Below are 14,966 nucleotides of genomic sequence, written 5' to 3'. Positions count from 1 at the left end.
CTTTGCCGTAGCAACCCCCTCAGGCAACAGTCGCCGCACCTGCCGCACCTGCCGGTAGCAGCTCTCGGCGCTCAGCAGAAATCGGGATTGGTACATGGCCGACCAGAATGTGCCACCACGTCGACCGCGGGACGACCGCGGTTGGGACGGACGCCAGCACCACAGCGCCGACGGCTACGGCGACCCCACCGCGCCCGCGCCCTACGGCTACGACTCGCCCCACCCCCACCAGGGCGGCTACCCCGCGCAGGGCGACCCGCGTGAGCAGTACGCCGACGGGTACGCGCACGCCGGGCAGCCCGGTCCCGCGCCGCGCGGTCCACAGTGGGTCGGCCCGGAGGGCCTGGGCCGCCCGACCCCGGCGCGCCCGGCCGGCACCGGCCTGCCCGCCCTCGACGATGACGACGAGCCCGGTGGCAAGGTTGGTCGACGGAAGGCGATGGTGGCCCTCGGCGGCACCGCCGCCGTCGTCGCCGGTGGCGCGGCGCTCGCCATGACCCCGCAGCTGCGGGGCCTCTTCGGCGGCGAGGCGGCCGCCGGCGACGCGACCGGCAGCACGGTGACCGACGGCACCGCGGCGCGGCCCAGCGGCCAGCAGCCCAGCACGGTGCGTACCTACACCGAGCAGAACGAGAGCTACATGGGCTCCCGCGCCGGTGCGGCGCTGAAGAAGAACGCGCCGGCCGGCGGGCGTACCTACTCCGGCCCGGCCGCGGCCGCGGCGGCGACCAAGGTGACCGTGAAGACGGTGCTGGCCAAGGACCCGATCCTGCACCTGGCCCGGCGCGCCACCTTCGGCGTGACGCCCGCGCTGCTCGCCGACATCAAGCGCGAGGGCATGGACGCCTGGATCCGCGCCCAACTGGACCCGGACAAGCTGGAGCCGAGCAAGGGTGAGCTGAAGCTCGCCGAGCTGCCGACCCAGAAGCTCTCCACGCAGCAGCTGCGCGACCAGCGGGACAAGCTCAACGACCAGGGCGCCCAGCCGGAGCGGGAGATGGTCGACGCCACCATCGCCCGGCAGATCTGGTCCAAGCGCCAGCTCTTCGAGGTGATGGTCGACTTCTGGAACGACTTCCTGCACGTCGCCGCGGACTTCGACGGCGGCGAGGTGTACCGCAACTCGTTCGACCAGGACGTCGTGCGCAAGCACGCCCTGGGCAGCTACCCGGAGATGCTGGTCGCCGCGAACAAGCACCCGGCGCTGCTGATCTACCTGAACCAGAAGGACTCCCGCAAGGACGCGATCAACGAGAACCTCGCCCGGGAGAACCTTGAGCTCTACTCGGTCGGTGTCGACGGCGGCTACAAGGAGCCGGACGTCCGGCAGGCCGCCATGCTCCAGACCGGCCGTGGCGTCCAGGACGGCAAGTACGTCTTCCGCCCCGAGCAGCACTACGTCGGCAAGGTGAAGATCCTCGGCTTCACCCACGCGAACAACTCGGCCGACCCGAAGAAGGCCGAAGCGGCGATCGACGCGTACATCACCTACATCGCGACGCACCCGTCGACCGCGAAGTACGTGGCGCAGAGCCTGGCCACCCGGTTCGTCTCGGACACCCCGCCGAAGTCCCTGGTGGACCGGCTGGCCAAGACGTACACGACCAACAAGGGCATGATCAAGCCGGTCCTGATGACGCTCTTCTGCTCCTCGGAGTTCTGGGCCGGGGTGGGCCAGAAGGTGCGCCGGCCGATGGAGTACCTGGTCGCCACGTACCGCACCCTGGGCGTCTCACCGGACGCGTCGCCGAAGCACAACAACGGCGACAGCAAGCGCACCCCGTACGCCCGGGGGCTGCGCCAGATCCACGACAAGATGCGCGAGCTGGGCCACTACCCGATGGGTCAGCCCACCCCGGACGGCTACCCGGACGTCTACGTCGCCTGGACCTCGGCCGGCACCATGGTCAACGGCTGGAACGAGGCGGGTGAGATCCTCGCCGGTTACCGCACCACCTTCACCTACACCCCGCCGGAGAAGCTGGTGGCCAAGCCACCGGCGACGGCCGGGGCGTACGTGGACGCGCTCTCCCTGCGGCTGGTGGGCCAGAAGTTGAGCACGCGGGAGAGGAACCTCATCCTCGGCGTGGCCGGTGTGGCGGCGACCGCCAAGGTCGACGCCACGTTCAACGGGGCCATCACCGCCGTCGCGCGGGCGATCCTCGCTTCCCCCCAGCACCACCTCCGGTGAGGCACCCGATGGAGAAGACTGTGGACAACTCTTTCCCCCTGCACCCCGAATGCCCCGACGTGCGGCGGCTGGCCGACAACCCGGCCGAGGCGCTGCTGCGTGCCGAGGCGGACATCGTCGCCGCCGAGAACGCGGCCGAGTTCGACAGGTACCGCACCCTGGAGAACCTGGAGGAGGCGCAGCAGGACGGTCGGGGCGTGACCCGGCGGACCTTCGTCGCCGGTGCCGCCGCCACCGCCACCGCGCTGGCCACCGCCCAGTTCGTCACCACCTCGGCGTCGTTCGCGGCGACCAAGACCGGCACCCTGATCCACGTCTTCCTCTACGGCGGGCTGGACGGGCTGAGCCTCGTCGCTCCGGACAACGACGCGGTGCTCAGCAAGGCCCGGCCCGACCTGCTGCTCGGCAACGACTCGCTGGCCCTGAGCCGCGGTTTCAAGCTGACCGGCGCGTTCAAGCCGTTGGAGAAGTGGCTCACGGCCGGCCAGCTGGGCTTCATCCCGGCCGTCTCCGACGAGCGGTTGTCGCGCAGCCACTTCCAGGCCGCGGACGCCTGCAACCTGGGCGGGCTGCCGAACGAGACCGGCGGCCGGGGTTGGCTCGACGGTCTGGTCGACAACCTGGGCAAGGGCACGGCGTTCCGCAGCGTCGGCGTCGGCAGCACCCTGCCCCGCTCGCTGGTCGGCAACAACGGCGCGCTCTCGCTGAACAGCGTCGGTTCGCTGCGGCTCAACGGTGACCAGCGGTTCCGGGCTGCCACCGAGAAGGCCATCAAGGGGCTCTTCACCGGGATCAACCACCCGGTCGAGGAGGCCGTGCAGGAGGGCATGGGCGCGCTGGCCACCGCCCAGAAGCTCGCCGCCAAGCCGTACCAGCCCGCCGAGGGCGTCACGTACGAGGGCGTGGGGCGGGCCTTCCAACAACTCGCCCAGCTGATCAAGGGCGGGGCCAACGTGCGGGTCGCCACCGTCGGTATGGGCGGCTACGACACCCACGAGAACCAGGGCACCCGTGAGGGCGGCCAGCTGTACCGCCGGCTGAACGAGCTGGCCAAGGCGATGGCCGCCTTCTTCACCGACCTCGGCCCACAGGCCGCCGACGTGACGATCATGGTGTCCAGCGAGTTCGGCCGCCGGGTCCGCTCCAACACCGGCGGCACCGACCACGGGCACGGCGGCGTGGTCACCCTGCTCTCCGGCAAGAAGCTGGCCGGTTCGCTGCTCGGCACCTGGAACGGCCTGGACAAGCTGGACTCCGGTGACGTGCCGGAGTACAACAACATGTTCAACGTCTACGGTGCGGTGGCGCAGGGCCGGTTCGGCCTCACCAACGCGGAGGTCGACAAGATCTTCCCCCGCCAGAAGTACGCCCCGATGAAGCTGTACGCGTGACGTACTCGCACACCCACGCCACCGGCCGTCGTACCGGGACCTCGTCCCGGCACGGCGGCCGGTCGGCTGCACCCGTACCGCAGATCCCGGCCCGGCGCGGGCCCGGCGGCCGACGGCTGCTGGGCGTGCTGCTCCTGGTCGGCCTGCTCGCCAGCGTGCTGCCGTGGTGGTTGGGCACCCCCGCCGGATCGCTGCGGACCACCGCGGCCACCGTCACCGCGGCCGGCCGCATCACCGGCCTGATCGCCGGCTACCTGCTGCTCGTGCAGGTGCTGATGATGAGCCGACTGCCGGTGCTGGAACGGTGGATCGGCGGCGAGCACACGGCCCGCTGGCACCGGGACATCGGCGCCACCCTGCTGGTCGCCGTGCTGGCGCACATGTCGCTGATCCTCCTCGGCTACGCCGACCTGCGCAACCAGTCGATCCTCGCCGAGGTCGGCACGTTGCTCGGCGACTACGAGGACATGGTGTCGGCGTTCGTCGCCACCGGCATCATGGTGCTGGTCGGTTTCACCAGCATCCGGGCGATCCGCCGGGCGTTGCCGTACGAGCTGTGGCACCTGTTGCACCTGTCCAGCTATCTGGTCCTGCTGCTCGGCTACGGCCACCAGTTCACCCACGGCGCGCAGCTGTACAAGCCCGGCCCGGTGCGCACCGGCTGGATCGCGCTCTACCTGCTGGTGGTCGCCGCCCTGCTCTGGGGCCGCGTGATCGCGCCGCTGGCGTTCAACCTGCGCTACCGGCTGCGGGTCGCCGACGTGGTCGCCGAGAGCACCGACACCATCTCCATCTACCTCACCGGGGAGCGGCTCGGCCGGCTGGCGATGCTCGGCGGCCAGCACTTCCGTTGGCGGTTCCTCACCCGGGGCTGCTGGTGGCAGTCGCACCCGTTCTCCGTCTCCGCCGCCGCCAACGGCCGCTGGTTGCGGATCACCGTCAAGGTCGTCGGCACCCACACCGCCGACCTGCGTGACCTGGACCCGGGCACCCGGGTGTGGGCCGCAGGCCCGTCGGGCACCTTCACCGCCGCGCACCGGCTCCGCGAACGGGCGCTGCTGATCGCCGGTGGCAGCGGCATCACGCCGATCCGGGCCATGCTGGAGGAGCTGCCGCCGGGCGCCGCGCTGATCTACCGGGCCCGCACACCGGCCGAGGTGCTGCTCAGCCGTGAGTTGGACTGGCTGGCCCAGGAGCGCGACACCTCCGTCTGGTACGTCATCGGCTCCCGCGACGACCCCGGCCCCCGTCAGGTGTTGAGCCCGGACGGGCTGCGTCGACTGGTGCCCGACGTGGCCCGGCGCGACGTCTACCTGTGCGGGCCGCCCGGGTTGGTGGAACAGTCGGTGCGGGCGCTGCGCCGGGCCGGCGTGCCCCGACGGCAGATCCACCTGGCCACGTTCGAGCTGTAGGAAGGGCATCCCCATGCGTCGCGCATTGTTCGCGATCACCGGCCTGGCCGCCAGCACCACCGCGCTGGTGGTGTTCAAGGGTTCGCCGGGCGCCACCCCGGTCGCCCAGAACCTGCCGACCGCCCAGCCGGTCAACCCCACCCCGCAGGGGGTCGAGCCGATCGCCGACCCGTCGGGCGAGGCGCCGGAGCCGTCGGCGACCGCCGACGCGCCCACGTCACCCAAGCCGACCAGGAGCGCCGCCCGACCGTCCGGCACCCGCACCACCACGAAGGCCGCACCCCGGACCACCACCAAGGCACCCCAGCCGACCACCCGCCGGGTCACCGGCAAGGGCTTCGACAACGAGTACGGGTACGTGCAGGTGCAGATCGTCGTCTCCGGTAGCCGGATCGTCGAGGCCGTCGCGCTGTCGCTGCCCAGCGGGGGTGAATCCGACATCCACAGCGGCGACGTCCGCGACCGCTACGACGGCAGCGGCGGCGAGGTGGTGCAGAAGCAGAACGCGAACCTCAACACCGTCTCCGGGGCCACCGAGACCAGCAACTCCTACAAGCAGTCGCTGCGGTCCGCCATCGAGCAGGCGTTCTGACGTGCGGGCCACGCTGACCCGACCCGGGCTGTGCCGGGTCGAACAGATCATGGGTACGGCCATCACCCTGGACCTCGCCGACGATCTGCCACCGGCGACCCTGCGCGGATTGGCGGACGAGGTCTTCGCCTGGATGCACGAGGTGGACGCCCGGTTCAGCACCTACCGGCCGGACAGCGAGGTGTGCCGCTTCGACCGGGGTGAGGTGCTGCTCTCCGAAGCGTCCACGGACCTGCGGTTCGTCTTGGAGACCTGCGCCGACCTGTGGGGCGCCACCGACGGGTTCTTCGACGCGTACGCCACCGGTGGTTTCGACCCGTCCGGCTTCGTCAAAGGCTGGGCTGCCCAGGTCGCCTCGGACCGCCTCGTCGCCGCCGGAGCCGTCAACCACTGTGTGAACGCCGGCGGCGACGTGCGGGTGCGGGGCCTGTCACCGTCGGGGGAGCCGTGGCGGATCGGCATCAGACACCCGTGGGACGCGATGGCGGCCTGCCTGGTGCTCACCGGAACCGACCTGGCCGTGGCCACGTCCGGCGTGTACGAGCGGGGTCGGCACGTGTTGGACCCCCGTCGGGGCGCGCCGGCCAGTGGGTTGCGCTCGGTGACCGTGGTCGGTGCCGACCTCGGGGTGGCCGACGCGTACGCCACCGCCGCCCTGGCCATGGGCACCCCCGGTCTCAACTGGCTCTCCCGCCTGGACGACCACACCCACGCGGTGATCACCGACAACGCCCGGCAGTACCACTCCGTCGACCTTCCCCTGGCCGACTAGCGAATCGGGCGGTGGGTGCCGGCCGGGCGGGAGCCGGTGGGGCGGGGGCGGCCGGGGCGGGAGCCGGACGGCCGGGTGCCGGCCCAGCGGGGCCGTGGGTGGCTGCGCCGGGGCGGTTCGGTGCCGCCGGGGTGAGGCGCTCTGTCGTTGCTGGACATCGTTCCCCCGTTCGTGGCGCGCGTTCGCGCTCTTCCCCTGTCAACGAGGACCGGCGTCCCGGCGACGCTGTCCGGCACCGGATCGAATCGTTGCTCGGGTCGGTGTCACATCCCTCGCCGGGGCAGCGGCAGGTGACCGGGGAGCAGGTCGTGGGCGAGGTTCACCCCGGCGGCGCGCAGCGCCCCGATCAACGTGTTCTGCACGAGGTACGAATCCGGCAGCTGCCAGCGCGCCTGCTCCGGTGCGACCGCCCACCGGACGGTGCCCTCCGGCAGCCGGGTGGGCGGTGCGGGGATCCACGAGCCCGGCCCGTGCCGGACCACGTGGAAGCAGTGCTCCAACTCGGGTCGGAGCGGGTCGCCGGGGCGGACCAGGAACATCCACCGCCCAGTGGGTGTGACCAGCACCGGCCCGCGTACGCCGGTGCCGGCCGGGTGGATCTGGACCGCGTCGAGCACGTGCCGGCCGAGGTGGGCGGGCACCTCCAGCACGTCGAACGCCCGGCCGGTGGGCAGCAGCACCCCGTGCGGTCGGCTCCGCCACCAGGTCGCCACCCGGGCCGGGTCGGCGCTGGCGGCCAGTTCCCAGTTTTCCAGAGCGGGATGGCATCCCACGGTGGGACAGCCGGCCCGGCCGCAGACGAAGCGGCTGCGGGCCAGACAGGCGCCCGGCGTCACCTCCCAGCCGTGGATGGCGTACCGGATGGCGACCCGGCGCAGCCGGACCCGTTCCAGCGGCGACAGTTCGGCGACGCGCGGTCCGACATTCCCCCACATGTATGCCAACTCCTCTCGTCGGTCCCGGCGTTCGCCAGGTCGCATGTCGAGCACCGTCACTGCCGTAACCCACGATCGTTGAGGTTGACGAACGGCCCGTGCAACTTGCACGAAAACTACGAGGACTAGCTGTACGGCTGACGTACAGCCTGTGCGACCAGCGAAAATCTGAATGCGAACGGCAGTCGCCGCACCCGCGGGCATCGCCCCGACTCGATCGATCGTCGGTGGCAGGGGAGGATGGGGAGATGGACGAGCTACCCATAGGACGGCGAGTGGCCTACTGGCGGGGGCGTCGCAAGATGTCCCAGCAGGTCTTCGCGGACCGGCTGGGCAAGTCCAAGAGCTGGGTGGACAAGGTCGAACGCGGCGTCCGCCGGTTGGACAAGTTCTCCGTTCTCTACGAGATCGCCGACATCCTCCAGATGGACGTGCAGCTGCTGCTGGGCAAGGACCCGGAGCGGCGCGCCGACGCCCTCAACTGCATCGACCAGATCGAGGTGCAGGAGATCCGGGCGGCGCTGGAACGCTACGACTCGATGAGCGCGTACTTCGACGCGGCACCGTTCCCGCCGCCGATGGACGACATGCGCAAGGCCGTCAACCACGCCTGGCTCACCTACCAGTACGGCCGCTACGGGATGCTCACCCGGGCACTGCCCAAGCTGCTGCGTGACGCCCAGGCCGCCGACGCCGCGTACGGCGGTGACCAGGCCGCCGAGGCGGCCCACCTGCTCGGGCAGGTCTACCAGATCGCCTCCTCGGTGCTGCGCAAGCTCGGCGAGTGCGAGCTCGCCTGGTTGGCGGCCGACCGGTCGATGGCGGTGGCCCAGCGGGCCGACGACCCGCTGCTGGCGGGGATCGCCACCACCCGGGTGTGCAACGCCCTGGTCGCGATGGGGCGGGCCCGTCCCGCGTTGGAGCTGAACGTCCAGATCGCCAACCGGCTGGCACCGGGTGGGAGCAACACGGTCTCCCCGGCCCGTCTGTCCGTCTACGGGATGCTGCTGCTCCAGGGCGCGATGGCCGCGTCCCGCATCGGCGACCAGGCCAGCGTCGACGATCTGATCAACTGCGCGCAGGAGGCCGCCAACCTGCTCGGTGGCGACCACAACCACTACTGGACGTCGTTCGGCCCGACGAACGTCGAACTGCACCGGGCCGCCGCTGCGGTGGAGCTGGGCGACGGGGGGCGCGCCGTGGAGGTGCACCAGCTGCGCATTGCGGAGCCTGCCTTCAACGCGCTGCTGCCCGAGCGCCGCGCCCACCACCTGCTCGACATCGCCCGCGGGTACGCCCAGATCGGTGATGTGGCGAACGCCGGCGAGATGTTGCTGCTCGGTGATCGGCTCGCCCCGTCCGAGATCCGCTGCCGGCCGATCGCGCACGAGGTGATGTCCGACATCCTCCGTCGCACACGTGGTGCGCCGCCTTCTCCGGTAGCGGAGTTGGCTGAGCACATGGGAGTAGGGGTATGAGCGCGGAGCCGGTCTGATGGCCGGTGCGACGCGCAACAGCGGGCACCGCGAGGTGCTCTACGTCATCGCCTGCGGTTCGCCGCTGGCACGGCACGTCGGTCGTCTGGTCGACCTCGCCCAACAGGACGGTTGGGACGTCTGCGTGGTCGCCACGCCGGACGGCGCGAAGTTCGTCGACCAGTCGGCCCTGATTCGGCAGACCGGCCACCCGGTGCGTACGCAGTACAAGAATCCCGGTGACCCGGACGTGCTGCCACCCGCCGACGCCATGATCGTCTGCCCGGCCACCGTCAACACGGTCAACAAGTGGGCGGCCGGGATCACCGACACGCTGGCGCTCGGGTTGCTGGTCGAGGCCCAGGGCAAGGGCGTCCCCATCGTGGCGGTGCCGTACACCAACGCGGCGATGGCCTGCCACCCGGCGTTTCGGGCCGGGGTGGCCCGGCTGGCCGAGTGGGGTGTCACGGTGCTCTTCGGCGACGATGTGATCGCTCTGCACCCGCCCGGAACGGGGGAGCAGCACCTGCACGCCTTCCCCTGGGCGATGCCGTTGGCCGCGCTGCAAACCGTCTCCTGGAGCGCCGCCTAGCGCCCCCGGCACATCTTCCGTCCGACGTGACCGGGCCGGGTGTCACCGCTCGGCGGCCTCCACGCCGGTAAGCTGGCCCGCCGTGAGCACAAGCGGACCCGCCCCCACGGTGAGCGACGTGGTGGCCAAGCTGGAACGGCGCTTCCCGCCGGTCTGGGCGGAGGAGTGGGACCGGGTGGGCCTGGTGCTCGGCGAGCCGACCGCCCCGGTCCGCCGGGTCCTCTGCGTGGTCGACGTGGTGCCCGAGACGGTCGACGAGGCGCTGGCCGCCGACGCCGACATGATCGTCGCGCATCACCCGCTGCTGCTGCGCGGGGTGTCGTCGGTCGCCGCGACGACCGTCAAGGGCCGGATGATCCACCAGTTGATCCGGGCCGGGGTGGCGCTCTACGCGGCGCACACCAACGCCGACGTGGCCTCCCCGGGCGTCTCCGACGCCCTCGCCGCCCGCTTCGGGCTCACCAGTCTGCGCCCGTTGCAGCGGCCCGCGCCCGGCTCGCCCGCCCACGGCGACGACCGGGGTTTCGGCCGCGTCGGCGAGCTGCCTGAGCCGATGACCCTCGCCGACCTGACCCGGCACGCCGCCGCGGTGCTCCCCGTCACGTCCTGGGGAGTTCGCGCGGCGGGGGATCCCGGGCGTATGGTTCGTACCCTCGCCGTCAGCGGCGGGTCGGGGGACAGCTTCCTCGGCGCCGCGACCGCCGCCGGGGTGGACGCGTTCCTCACCGCCGACCTGCGGCACCACCCGGCCAGCGAGCACCTCGCCGCCGACGGTCCCGCTCTGATCGACGCCGCCCACTGGGCGACCGAACGACCGTGGCTGGACGACCTGGCCGCCTTCCTCCGGGAAGCGCTGGACGTCGAGACGCTGGTGTCCGACCTGGACACCGACCCGTGGACCGTGCACGCCGCCGCACCCGTTGTGGACGACAAGGAGCCCGACCGTGAAGGCTGACCCTCAGGTGCAGCGCCGCCTGCTCGACCTCCAGGCGATCGACACCAACCTCGCCCAGCTCGCCCACCGTCGGCGCTCGCTGCCCGAGCGGGCCGAGCTGGAGGCGCTGGCCCGGGAGCTGTCGTCGATGGAGGACGAGCGGGTTCGCGCCCAGGTGGCGGTCGACGACCTGGACCGGGACATCGCCCGGTTGGAGAAGGACGTCGAGCAGGTCCGGGCCCGCAAGGAGAAGGACGAGAACCGGCTGGCCGCCGGCACCGGTCCCGCCCGGGAGCTGGAGGCGCTCCAGCATGAGCTGGTCTCGCTGAAGCGCCGCCAGGGCGACCTGGAGGACGCCGAGCTGGAGCTGATGGAGCAGCGGGAGACCGCGCAGGGCGTCCTGGACGGCGTGGAGCAGCGGCTGGCCGAGACCCGGGACAAGCGGGCCGCGACCGAGCAGCGCCGCGACGACGCGTTGGCCGAGATCGCCAAGGAGGAGGAGTTCAAGCGGGGCGCCCGTCAGCCGCTCGCCGCCGACCTCCCGAGCGACCTGGTCAACCTCTACGACAAGATCCGCGAGGACACCGGGCTGGGTGCCGCGTTGCTGACCGCGGGCCGCTGCGGCGGGTGTCGCCTGGAGCTGTCCGGTGCCGACCTGGCCCGGATCCGCAAGGCCGCCCCCGACGACGTGGTCCGCTGCGAGGACTGCCGGCGGATCATGGTCCGCACCAACGAGTCGGGCCTGTAGGTCGTGGCGCCGCGGGTGGTCTCCGTCGAGGCCGACGGTGGGTCCCGGGGCAACCCCGGCCCCGCCGGTTACGGCGCGGTGGTGCGTGACCCGGAGACCGGCGAGGTGCTCGCCGAGCGCTCCGAGTCGCTCGGCACGGCCACCAACAACGTCGCCGAGTACCAGGGCCTGATCGCCGGGTTGACCGCCGCCGCCGAGTTGGGCGCGGCCGAGGTGGATGTCCGGATGGACTCCAAGCTGGTGGTCGAGCAGATGTGCGGCCGCTGGCAGATCAAGCACCCCGGCCTGCGGCCGCTCGCCGCCCAGGCCGCCGCGCTGGTGGGCCGGTTCACCGCGGTCCGGTTCAGCTGGATCCCGCGCGAGCAGAACCGGCACGCCGACGCCCTCGCCAACGCCGCCATGGACGCCGCCGCCGGCCGTCCCGCGACGACGGCAGCGGCCACCGGCCGTCCCGCGACGACAGCGGCCACCGGCCAGCCCTCGGCGACGGCCGCGACCGGCAGCGACCCGGCGACCGCGCCGGCCTCCTGGGAGCCACGGCCGACCTTCACCGCCACCCGACTGATCCTGGTCCGGCACGGCGAGACCCCGTACACCGAGCAGCGGCGCTACTCCGGGCGCGGCGATGTGCCGCTCTCCGAGCGCGGCCGGGCCCAGGTCCGGGCCACCGCCGCCCGGGTGGCCGAGCTGGCCCCGTCCGTCGCCGCCGTGATCAGCTCACCGTTGTCCCGGTGTACGGCCACCGCGGCGTCGATCGCCGGGGCGCTCGGCGACGTGCCGGTCCGCACCGAGGACGACCTGATCGAGTGCGACTTCGGTCAGTGGGAGGGGCGCACCTTCGCCGAGGTACGCGAGCAGTGGCCGGGGGAGATGGACGCCTGGCTCGCCTCACCCCGGATCGCGCCGCCGGGTGGGGAGTCGTTCACCCACGTCGCCGAACGCGCGCACCGCGTCATCGCCGGGCTGCTCACCGCGTACCCCGGTGAGACCGTGGTGGTCGTCTCGCACGTCTCGCCGATCAAGCTGATGCTGCGCGACGCCCTCGCGGCCGGCGACGGCTTCCTGCACCGGCTCTTCCTGGACGCGGCCGGCATCTCGGTGCTCGACATGTGGCCCGACGGCGGCGTGGCCGTGCGGACGGTCAACGACACCGCCCACCTCTCCACCATCGACTGAAACCCCCGCACCCCGTCCGTCAGGCCGGTCGGTCGCGCCGTTCGGCGCAGCCGGCCGGCCGTTCGGCGCAGCACCCTCCGGGCGGGTCAGGTGACCGCCGTCACAGAGTCGTAGCCTCCGGCCGTTACAGCGAATGCCTGAACTAACCGGAGGTGTGTCAGATGGCTGCACCGGAACCGGAGGCGCCGACCACGGCGCCGGCCAGGGCGAAGGACCACAGCCCCTGGAACTGGTTGCTCTTCATCCCGATCGTGGTGCCGCTGATCCCGGCCTTCTTCAATGGCGACTCGCCTCGGGTCTTCGGCTTCCCCCGCTTCTACTGGCTGCAACTGGCCTTCATCCTGCTCGGCGTCGGCACCACCACGTTGGTCTACCAGATGACAAAGAAGCGGGGAGGTTCCTGATGTGGCGTGACCATCTCACCGAGATCATCGTCTTCACGTTCCTCTTCCTGCTGGTGAGCGCGATGGGCTTCGTGGCCGCCCGGTGGCGGGCACCGAAGGACATGGCGCACCTGGACGAGTGGGGGTTGGGCGGGCGCAGCTTCGGCGGCTGGATCACCTGGTTCCTGGTCGGTGGTGACCTCTACACCGCGTACACCTTCGTGGCGGTGCCGGCGTTGATGTTCGGTGCCGGCGCGGCCGGGTTCTTCGCCGTGCCGTACACCATCGTCATCTACCCGCTGGTCTTCCTGGTGTTGGTGCGGCTCTGGTCGGTGTCGCACCGGCACGGATTCGTCACGCCGGCGGACTTCGTCCGCAACCGGTTCGACTCGCCGGTGCTGGCGCTGCTGATCGCGATCACCGGCATCGTCGCCACCATGCCGTACATCGCGTTGCAGCTGGTCGGCATCGAGGCGGTGCTCAAGACGATGGGCGTCACCGGCGAGAACGCGCTGGCCCGGCACCTGCCGATCATCATCGCGTTCGCCATCCTGGCCGCCTACACGTACCAGTCCGGGTTGCGCGCGCCGGCGCTGATCGCGTTCGTCAAGGACAGCCTGATCTACATCGTGATCCTGGTGGCGATCGTCTACCTGCCGTACAAGTTGGGTGGCTGGGGTGACATCTTCGCCGCCGCGGACGCGAAGTTCGACGCCTCGCCCAATCCGAACGACGGCATCCTGCTCAACGGCAACAACCAGCTTCAGTACGTGACGCTGGCGTTCGGCTCGGCGTTGGCGCTCTTCCTCTACCCGCACAGCATCACCGGTGTGCTGGCCAGCAAGAACCGCGACGTGATCAAGCGGAACATGTCGGCGCTGCCCGCGTACAGCCTGCTGCTCGGGTTGATCGCCCTGCTCGGCTACATGGCCATCGCGGCCGGTGTGAAGCCGCTGCCGGGCGCGTCGGCCGGCAGCGTGGACAACAACACCGTCGTGCCGTTGCTGTTCGACCAGCAGTTCCCGGACTGGTTCGCCGGTGTCGCGTACGCGGCGATCGGCATCGGCGCGCTGGTGCCCGCGGCGATCATGTCGATCGCGGCGGCGAACCTGTTCACCCGCAACATCTACAAGGAGTACCTGAAGCGGGACGCCTCCCCGGCCCAGGAGGCGAACGTCTCGAAGATCACCTCGCTGGTGGTGAAGGTCGGCGCGGTGGCCTGCATCGTCTTCCTCGACCCGCAGTTCTCCATCGACCTCCAGCTGATCGGTGGCGTGATCATCCTGCAGACGCTGCCGGCGGTGGCGCTGGGTCTCTACACCCGCTGGTTCCACCGCACCGGCCTGATCGTCGGCTGGGCGATCGGCATGGGGTTGGGCATGTGGATGCTCTACCAGGTGGCCAGCCCGACCCGGAAGCACTTCGGCGGCTCGGCGTTCCCGCTGTCGGAGTTCGGGTTCGACACCACCAAGACGATCTACGTCGGCATCGTGGCGGTGGCGGTGAACCTGGCCGTGGCGGCGCTGGTGACGCTGGCGCTGCGGGCCGCGAAGGTCGAGGAGGGCGTCGACGGCACCGAGCCGGACGACTACTTCGCCGACGAGGGCGACCCCCGCGTCACCCCCGGCACCGAGCGCGACGCCGACTCCGCCCGCGAACCAGTCGCCTAACCCCGGGGGCCCCTTCCGCGTCGATCATGGAGTTGTGGTGCCTGATTGACGACTGTTTACGGCAGTCGTCCCCCACCACAACTCCATGATCGACGAGGGGCCGGTTCGCGTCAGTCCGCTGACCCGATGCCCTGGAGGGCGAGGGTCAGGAGTTGGGCCGCTTTGGCCTCGCCTATCGGTTGCGCCGCTAGTGAGATGCCGTTGGCGAGGATGATCAGGTCGGCCATGGTGATGTCGGGCCGTACCGAACCTTCGTCGATGGCTCGGCGGAGCAGTGGTTCACCGGCGGCGACGAGTATCGCGCCGCAGGCCTCGGACTCCTCAGCGGGCTCGTTCAGGAGCGATTCCGCGAGGCCGCGGGTCGTCGTGGCGTAGGCGGTGACCTCGTGCAGCCAGGTCGTCAGCGCGTCGAGGGCGTCTCTCTCGGCGAGCAGATCTCCGGCGCGCCCTGCCAGGTTGCGGATGCAGCCGCGAAAGACCGCTTGGAGCAGCGACCACCGGGTGGGGAAGCGCCGGTGCAGGGTAGCCGAGCCCACCCCGGCGGATCGGGCGATCTCCTCCAGTGAGGCGTACGCGCCGTCGCGGGCGATCGCCTCGGAGGCTGCCGTGACGATGAGGTCGTAGTTGCGTTGTGCGTCCGCTCTCATGACCCGCCTTGCAGAAGTGGGGTGGCCCACCGTATCGTAGCCGACGAA

14 protein-coding genes are annotated in these 14,966 nt (G+C 71.2%); 12 read left to right on the top strand and 2 right to left on the bottom strand.

The window, feature by feature from the left end; all coding sequences use genetic code 11:
* Positions 1-94: 94 nt before the first annotated feature.
* The 5 genes from EV382_RS17620 to EV382_RS17600 are packed head-to-tail and all read left to right on the top strand — an operon-like array spanning position 95 to position 6,358.
* Complete coding sequence (locus tag EV382_RS17620) at positions 95-2,191, top strand: DUF1800 family protein (protein ID WP_130403302.1); 2,097 nt, start codon at positions 95-97, stop codon at positions 2,189-2,191.
* Between the two features lie 8 nt (positions 2,192-2,199).
* On the top strand, positions 2,200-3,582 hold the full coding sequence (locus tag EV382_RS17615) for a DUF1501 domain-containing protein (protein WP_130403300.1): 1,383 nt from the start codon (positions 2,200-2,202) through the stop codon (positions 3,580-3,582).
* Positions 3,579-4,994 (top strand): ferredoxin reductase family protein, encoded by a 1,416-nt coding sequence (locus EV382_RS17610; RefSeq protein WP_130403298.1) that lies wholly within the window; start codon positions 3,579-3,581, stop codon positions 4,992-4,994. The genes EV382_RS17615 and EV382_RS17610 overlap by 4 nt, the downstream gene beginning before the upstream one ends.
* A gap of 13 nt (positions 4,995-5,007) precedes the next feature.
* Entirely contained in the window at positions 5,008-5,586 is a 579-nt protein-coding gene (locus EV382_RS17605) for an FMN-binding protein (protein ID WP_130403296.1), read from the top strand.
* A 49-nt stretch (positions 5,587-5,635) separates the two neighbouring features.
* Positions 5,636-6,358 carry an FAD:protein FMN transferase gene (locus EV382_RS17600; protein WP_130408950.1) on the top strand — a complete coding sequence of 241 codons (723 nt, stop codon included), beginning with the start codon at positions 5,636-5,638 and terminating at the stop codon, positions 6,356-6,358.
* A 263-nt stretch (positions 6,359-6,621) separates the two neighbouring features.
* Here the strand turns inward: EV382_RS17600 and EV382_RS17590 are convergent, their stop codons facing one another.
* On the bottom strand, positions 6,622-7,293 hold the full coding sequence (locus EV382_RS17590; protein ID WP_130408948.1) for a bifunctional DNA primase/polymerase: 672 nt from the start codon (positions 7,291-7,293) through the stop codon (positions 6,622-6,624).
* A gap of 248 nt (positions 7,294-7,541) precedes the next feature.
* Here EV382_RS17590 and EV382_RS17585 point away from each other — a divergent pair, with 248 nt between their 5' ends.
* From EV382_RS17585 to mctP, 7 genes are all read left to right on the top strand, one after another.
* On the top strand, positions 7,542-8,771 hold the full coding sequence (locus EV382_RS17585; RefSeq protein ID WP_130403292.1) for a helix-turn-helix domain-containing protein: 1,230 nt from the start codon (positions 7,542-7,544) through the stop codon (positions 8,769-8,771).
* A 16-nt stretch (positions 8,772-8,787) separates the two neighbouring features.
* A complete protein-coding gene (locus EV382_RS17580) occupies positions 8,788-9,360 on the top strand; it encodes a flavoprotein (protein WP_130403290.1) in 573 nt (190 codons plus the stop codon).
* A gap of 118 nt (positions 9,361-9,478) precedes the next feature.
* Positions 9,479-10,315: a Nif3-like dinuclear metal center hexameric protein gene (locus EV382_RS17575; RefSeq protein WP_208758631.1), complete on the top strand. Its 837-nt coding sequence runs from the start codon at positions 9,479-9,481 to the stop codon at positions 10,313-10,315.
* Positions 10,305-11,042, top strand: coding sequence for a zinc ribbon domain-containing protein (locus tag EV382_RS17570; RefSeq protein ID WP_130403286.1), 738 nt, complete (start codon positions 10,305-10,307; stop codon positions 11,040-11,042). Before EV382_RS17575 ends, EV382_RS17570 begins: the two co-directional genes overlap by 11 nt.
* Before the next feature lie 3 nt (positions 11,043-11,045).
* Entirely contained in the window at positions 11,046-12,218 is a 1,173-nt protein-coding gene (locus EV382_RS17565) for a bifunctional RNase H/acid phosphatase (protein ID WP_130403284.1), read from the top strand.
* Positions 12,219-12,379: 161 nt separating this feature from the next.
* Positions 12,380-12,622: a DUF3311 domain-containing protein gene (locus EV382_RS17560; RefSeq protein ID WP_130403282.1), complete on the top strand. Its 243-nt coding sequence runs from the start codon at positions 12,380-12,382 to the stop codon at positions 12,620-12,622.
* The gene (mctP, locus tag EV382_RS17555; RefSeq protein WP_130403280.1) at positions 12,622-14,271 is read left to right on the top strand and encodes a monocarboxylate uptake permease MctP; all 1,650 of its coding nucleotides are present in this window, start codon (positions 12,622-12,624) and stop codon (positions 14,269-14,271) included. Before EV382_RS17560 ends, mctP begins: the two co-directional genes overlap by 1 nt.
* A gap of 110 nt (positions 14,272-14,381) precedes the next feature.
* On the opposite strand, the gene EV382_RS17550 is transcribed toward mctP, so the two are convergent.
* The gene (locus EV382_RS17550) at positions 14,382-14,918 is read right to left on the bottom strand and encodes a TetR/AcrR family transcriptional regulator (protein ID WP_130403278.1); all 537 of its coding nucleotides are present in this window, start codon (positions 14,916-14,918) and stop codon (positions 14,382-14,384) included.
* Positions 14,919-14,966: the final 48 nt, after the last annotated feature.

The organism is Micromonospora violae, from assembly GCF_004217135.1.
Classification (GTDB): Bacteria; Actinomycetota; Actinomycetes; order Mycobacteriales; family Micromonosporaceae; genus Micromonospora; species Micromonospora violae.
This window is presented reverse-complemented; position numbering and strand designations above follow the sequence as displayed.

Bases quoted from the DNA above. Each gene is read 5' to 3' on its own strand.
- EV382_RS17550 (WP_130403278.1), bottom strand. From the start codon at position 14,918: ATGAGAGCGGACGCACAACGCAACTACGACCTCATCGTCACGGCAGCC.
- EV382_RS17585 (WP_130403292.1), top strand. From the start codon at position 7,542: ATGGACGAGCTACCCATAGGACGGCGAGTGGCCTACTGGCGGGGGCGT.
- EV382_RS17605 (WP_130403296.1), top strand. From the start codon at position 5,008: ATGCGTCGCGCATTGTTCGCGATCACCGGCCTGGCCGCCAGCACCACC.
- EV382_RS17600 (WP_130408950.1), top strand. From the start codon at position 5,636: ATGGGTACGGCCATCACCCTGGACCTCGCCGACGATCTGCCACCGGCG.
- EV382_RS17560 (WP_130403282.1), top strand. From the start codon at position 12,380: ATGGCTGCACCGGAACCGGAGGCGCCGACCACGGCGCCGGCCAGGGCG.
- EV382_RS17580 (WP_130403290.1), top strand. From the start codon at position 8,788: ATGGCCGGTGCGACGCGCAACAGCGGGCACCGCGAGGTGCTCTACGTC.
- EV382_RS17615 (WP_130403300.1), top strand. From the start codon at position 2,200: ATGGAGAAGACTGTGGACAACTCTTTCCCCCTGCACCCCGAATGCCCC.
- EV382_RS17590 (WP_130408948.1), bottom strand. From the start codon at position 7,293: ATGTGGGGGAATGTCGGACCGCGCGTCGCCGAACTGTCGCCGCTGGAA.
- EV382_RS17620 (WP_130403302.1), top strand. From the start codon at position 95: ATGGCCGACCAGAATGTGCCACCACGTCGACCGCGGGACGACCGCGGT.
- mctP (WP_130403280.1), top strand. From the start codon at position 12,622: ATGTGGCGTGACCATCTCACCGAGATCATCGTCTTCACGTTCCTCTTC.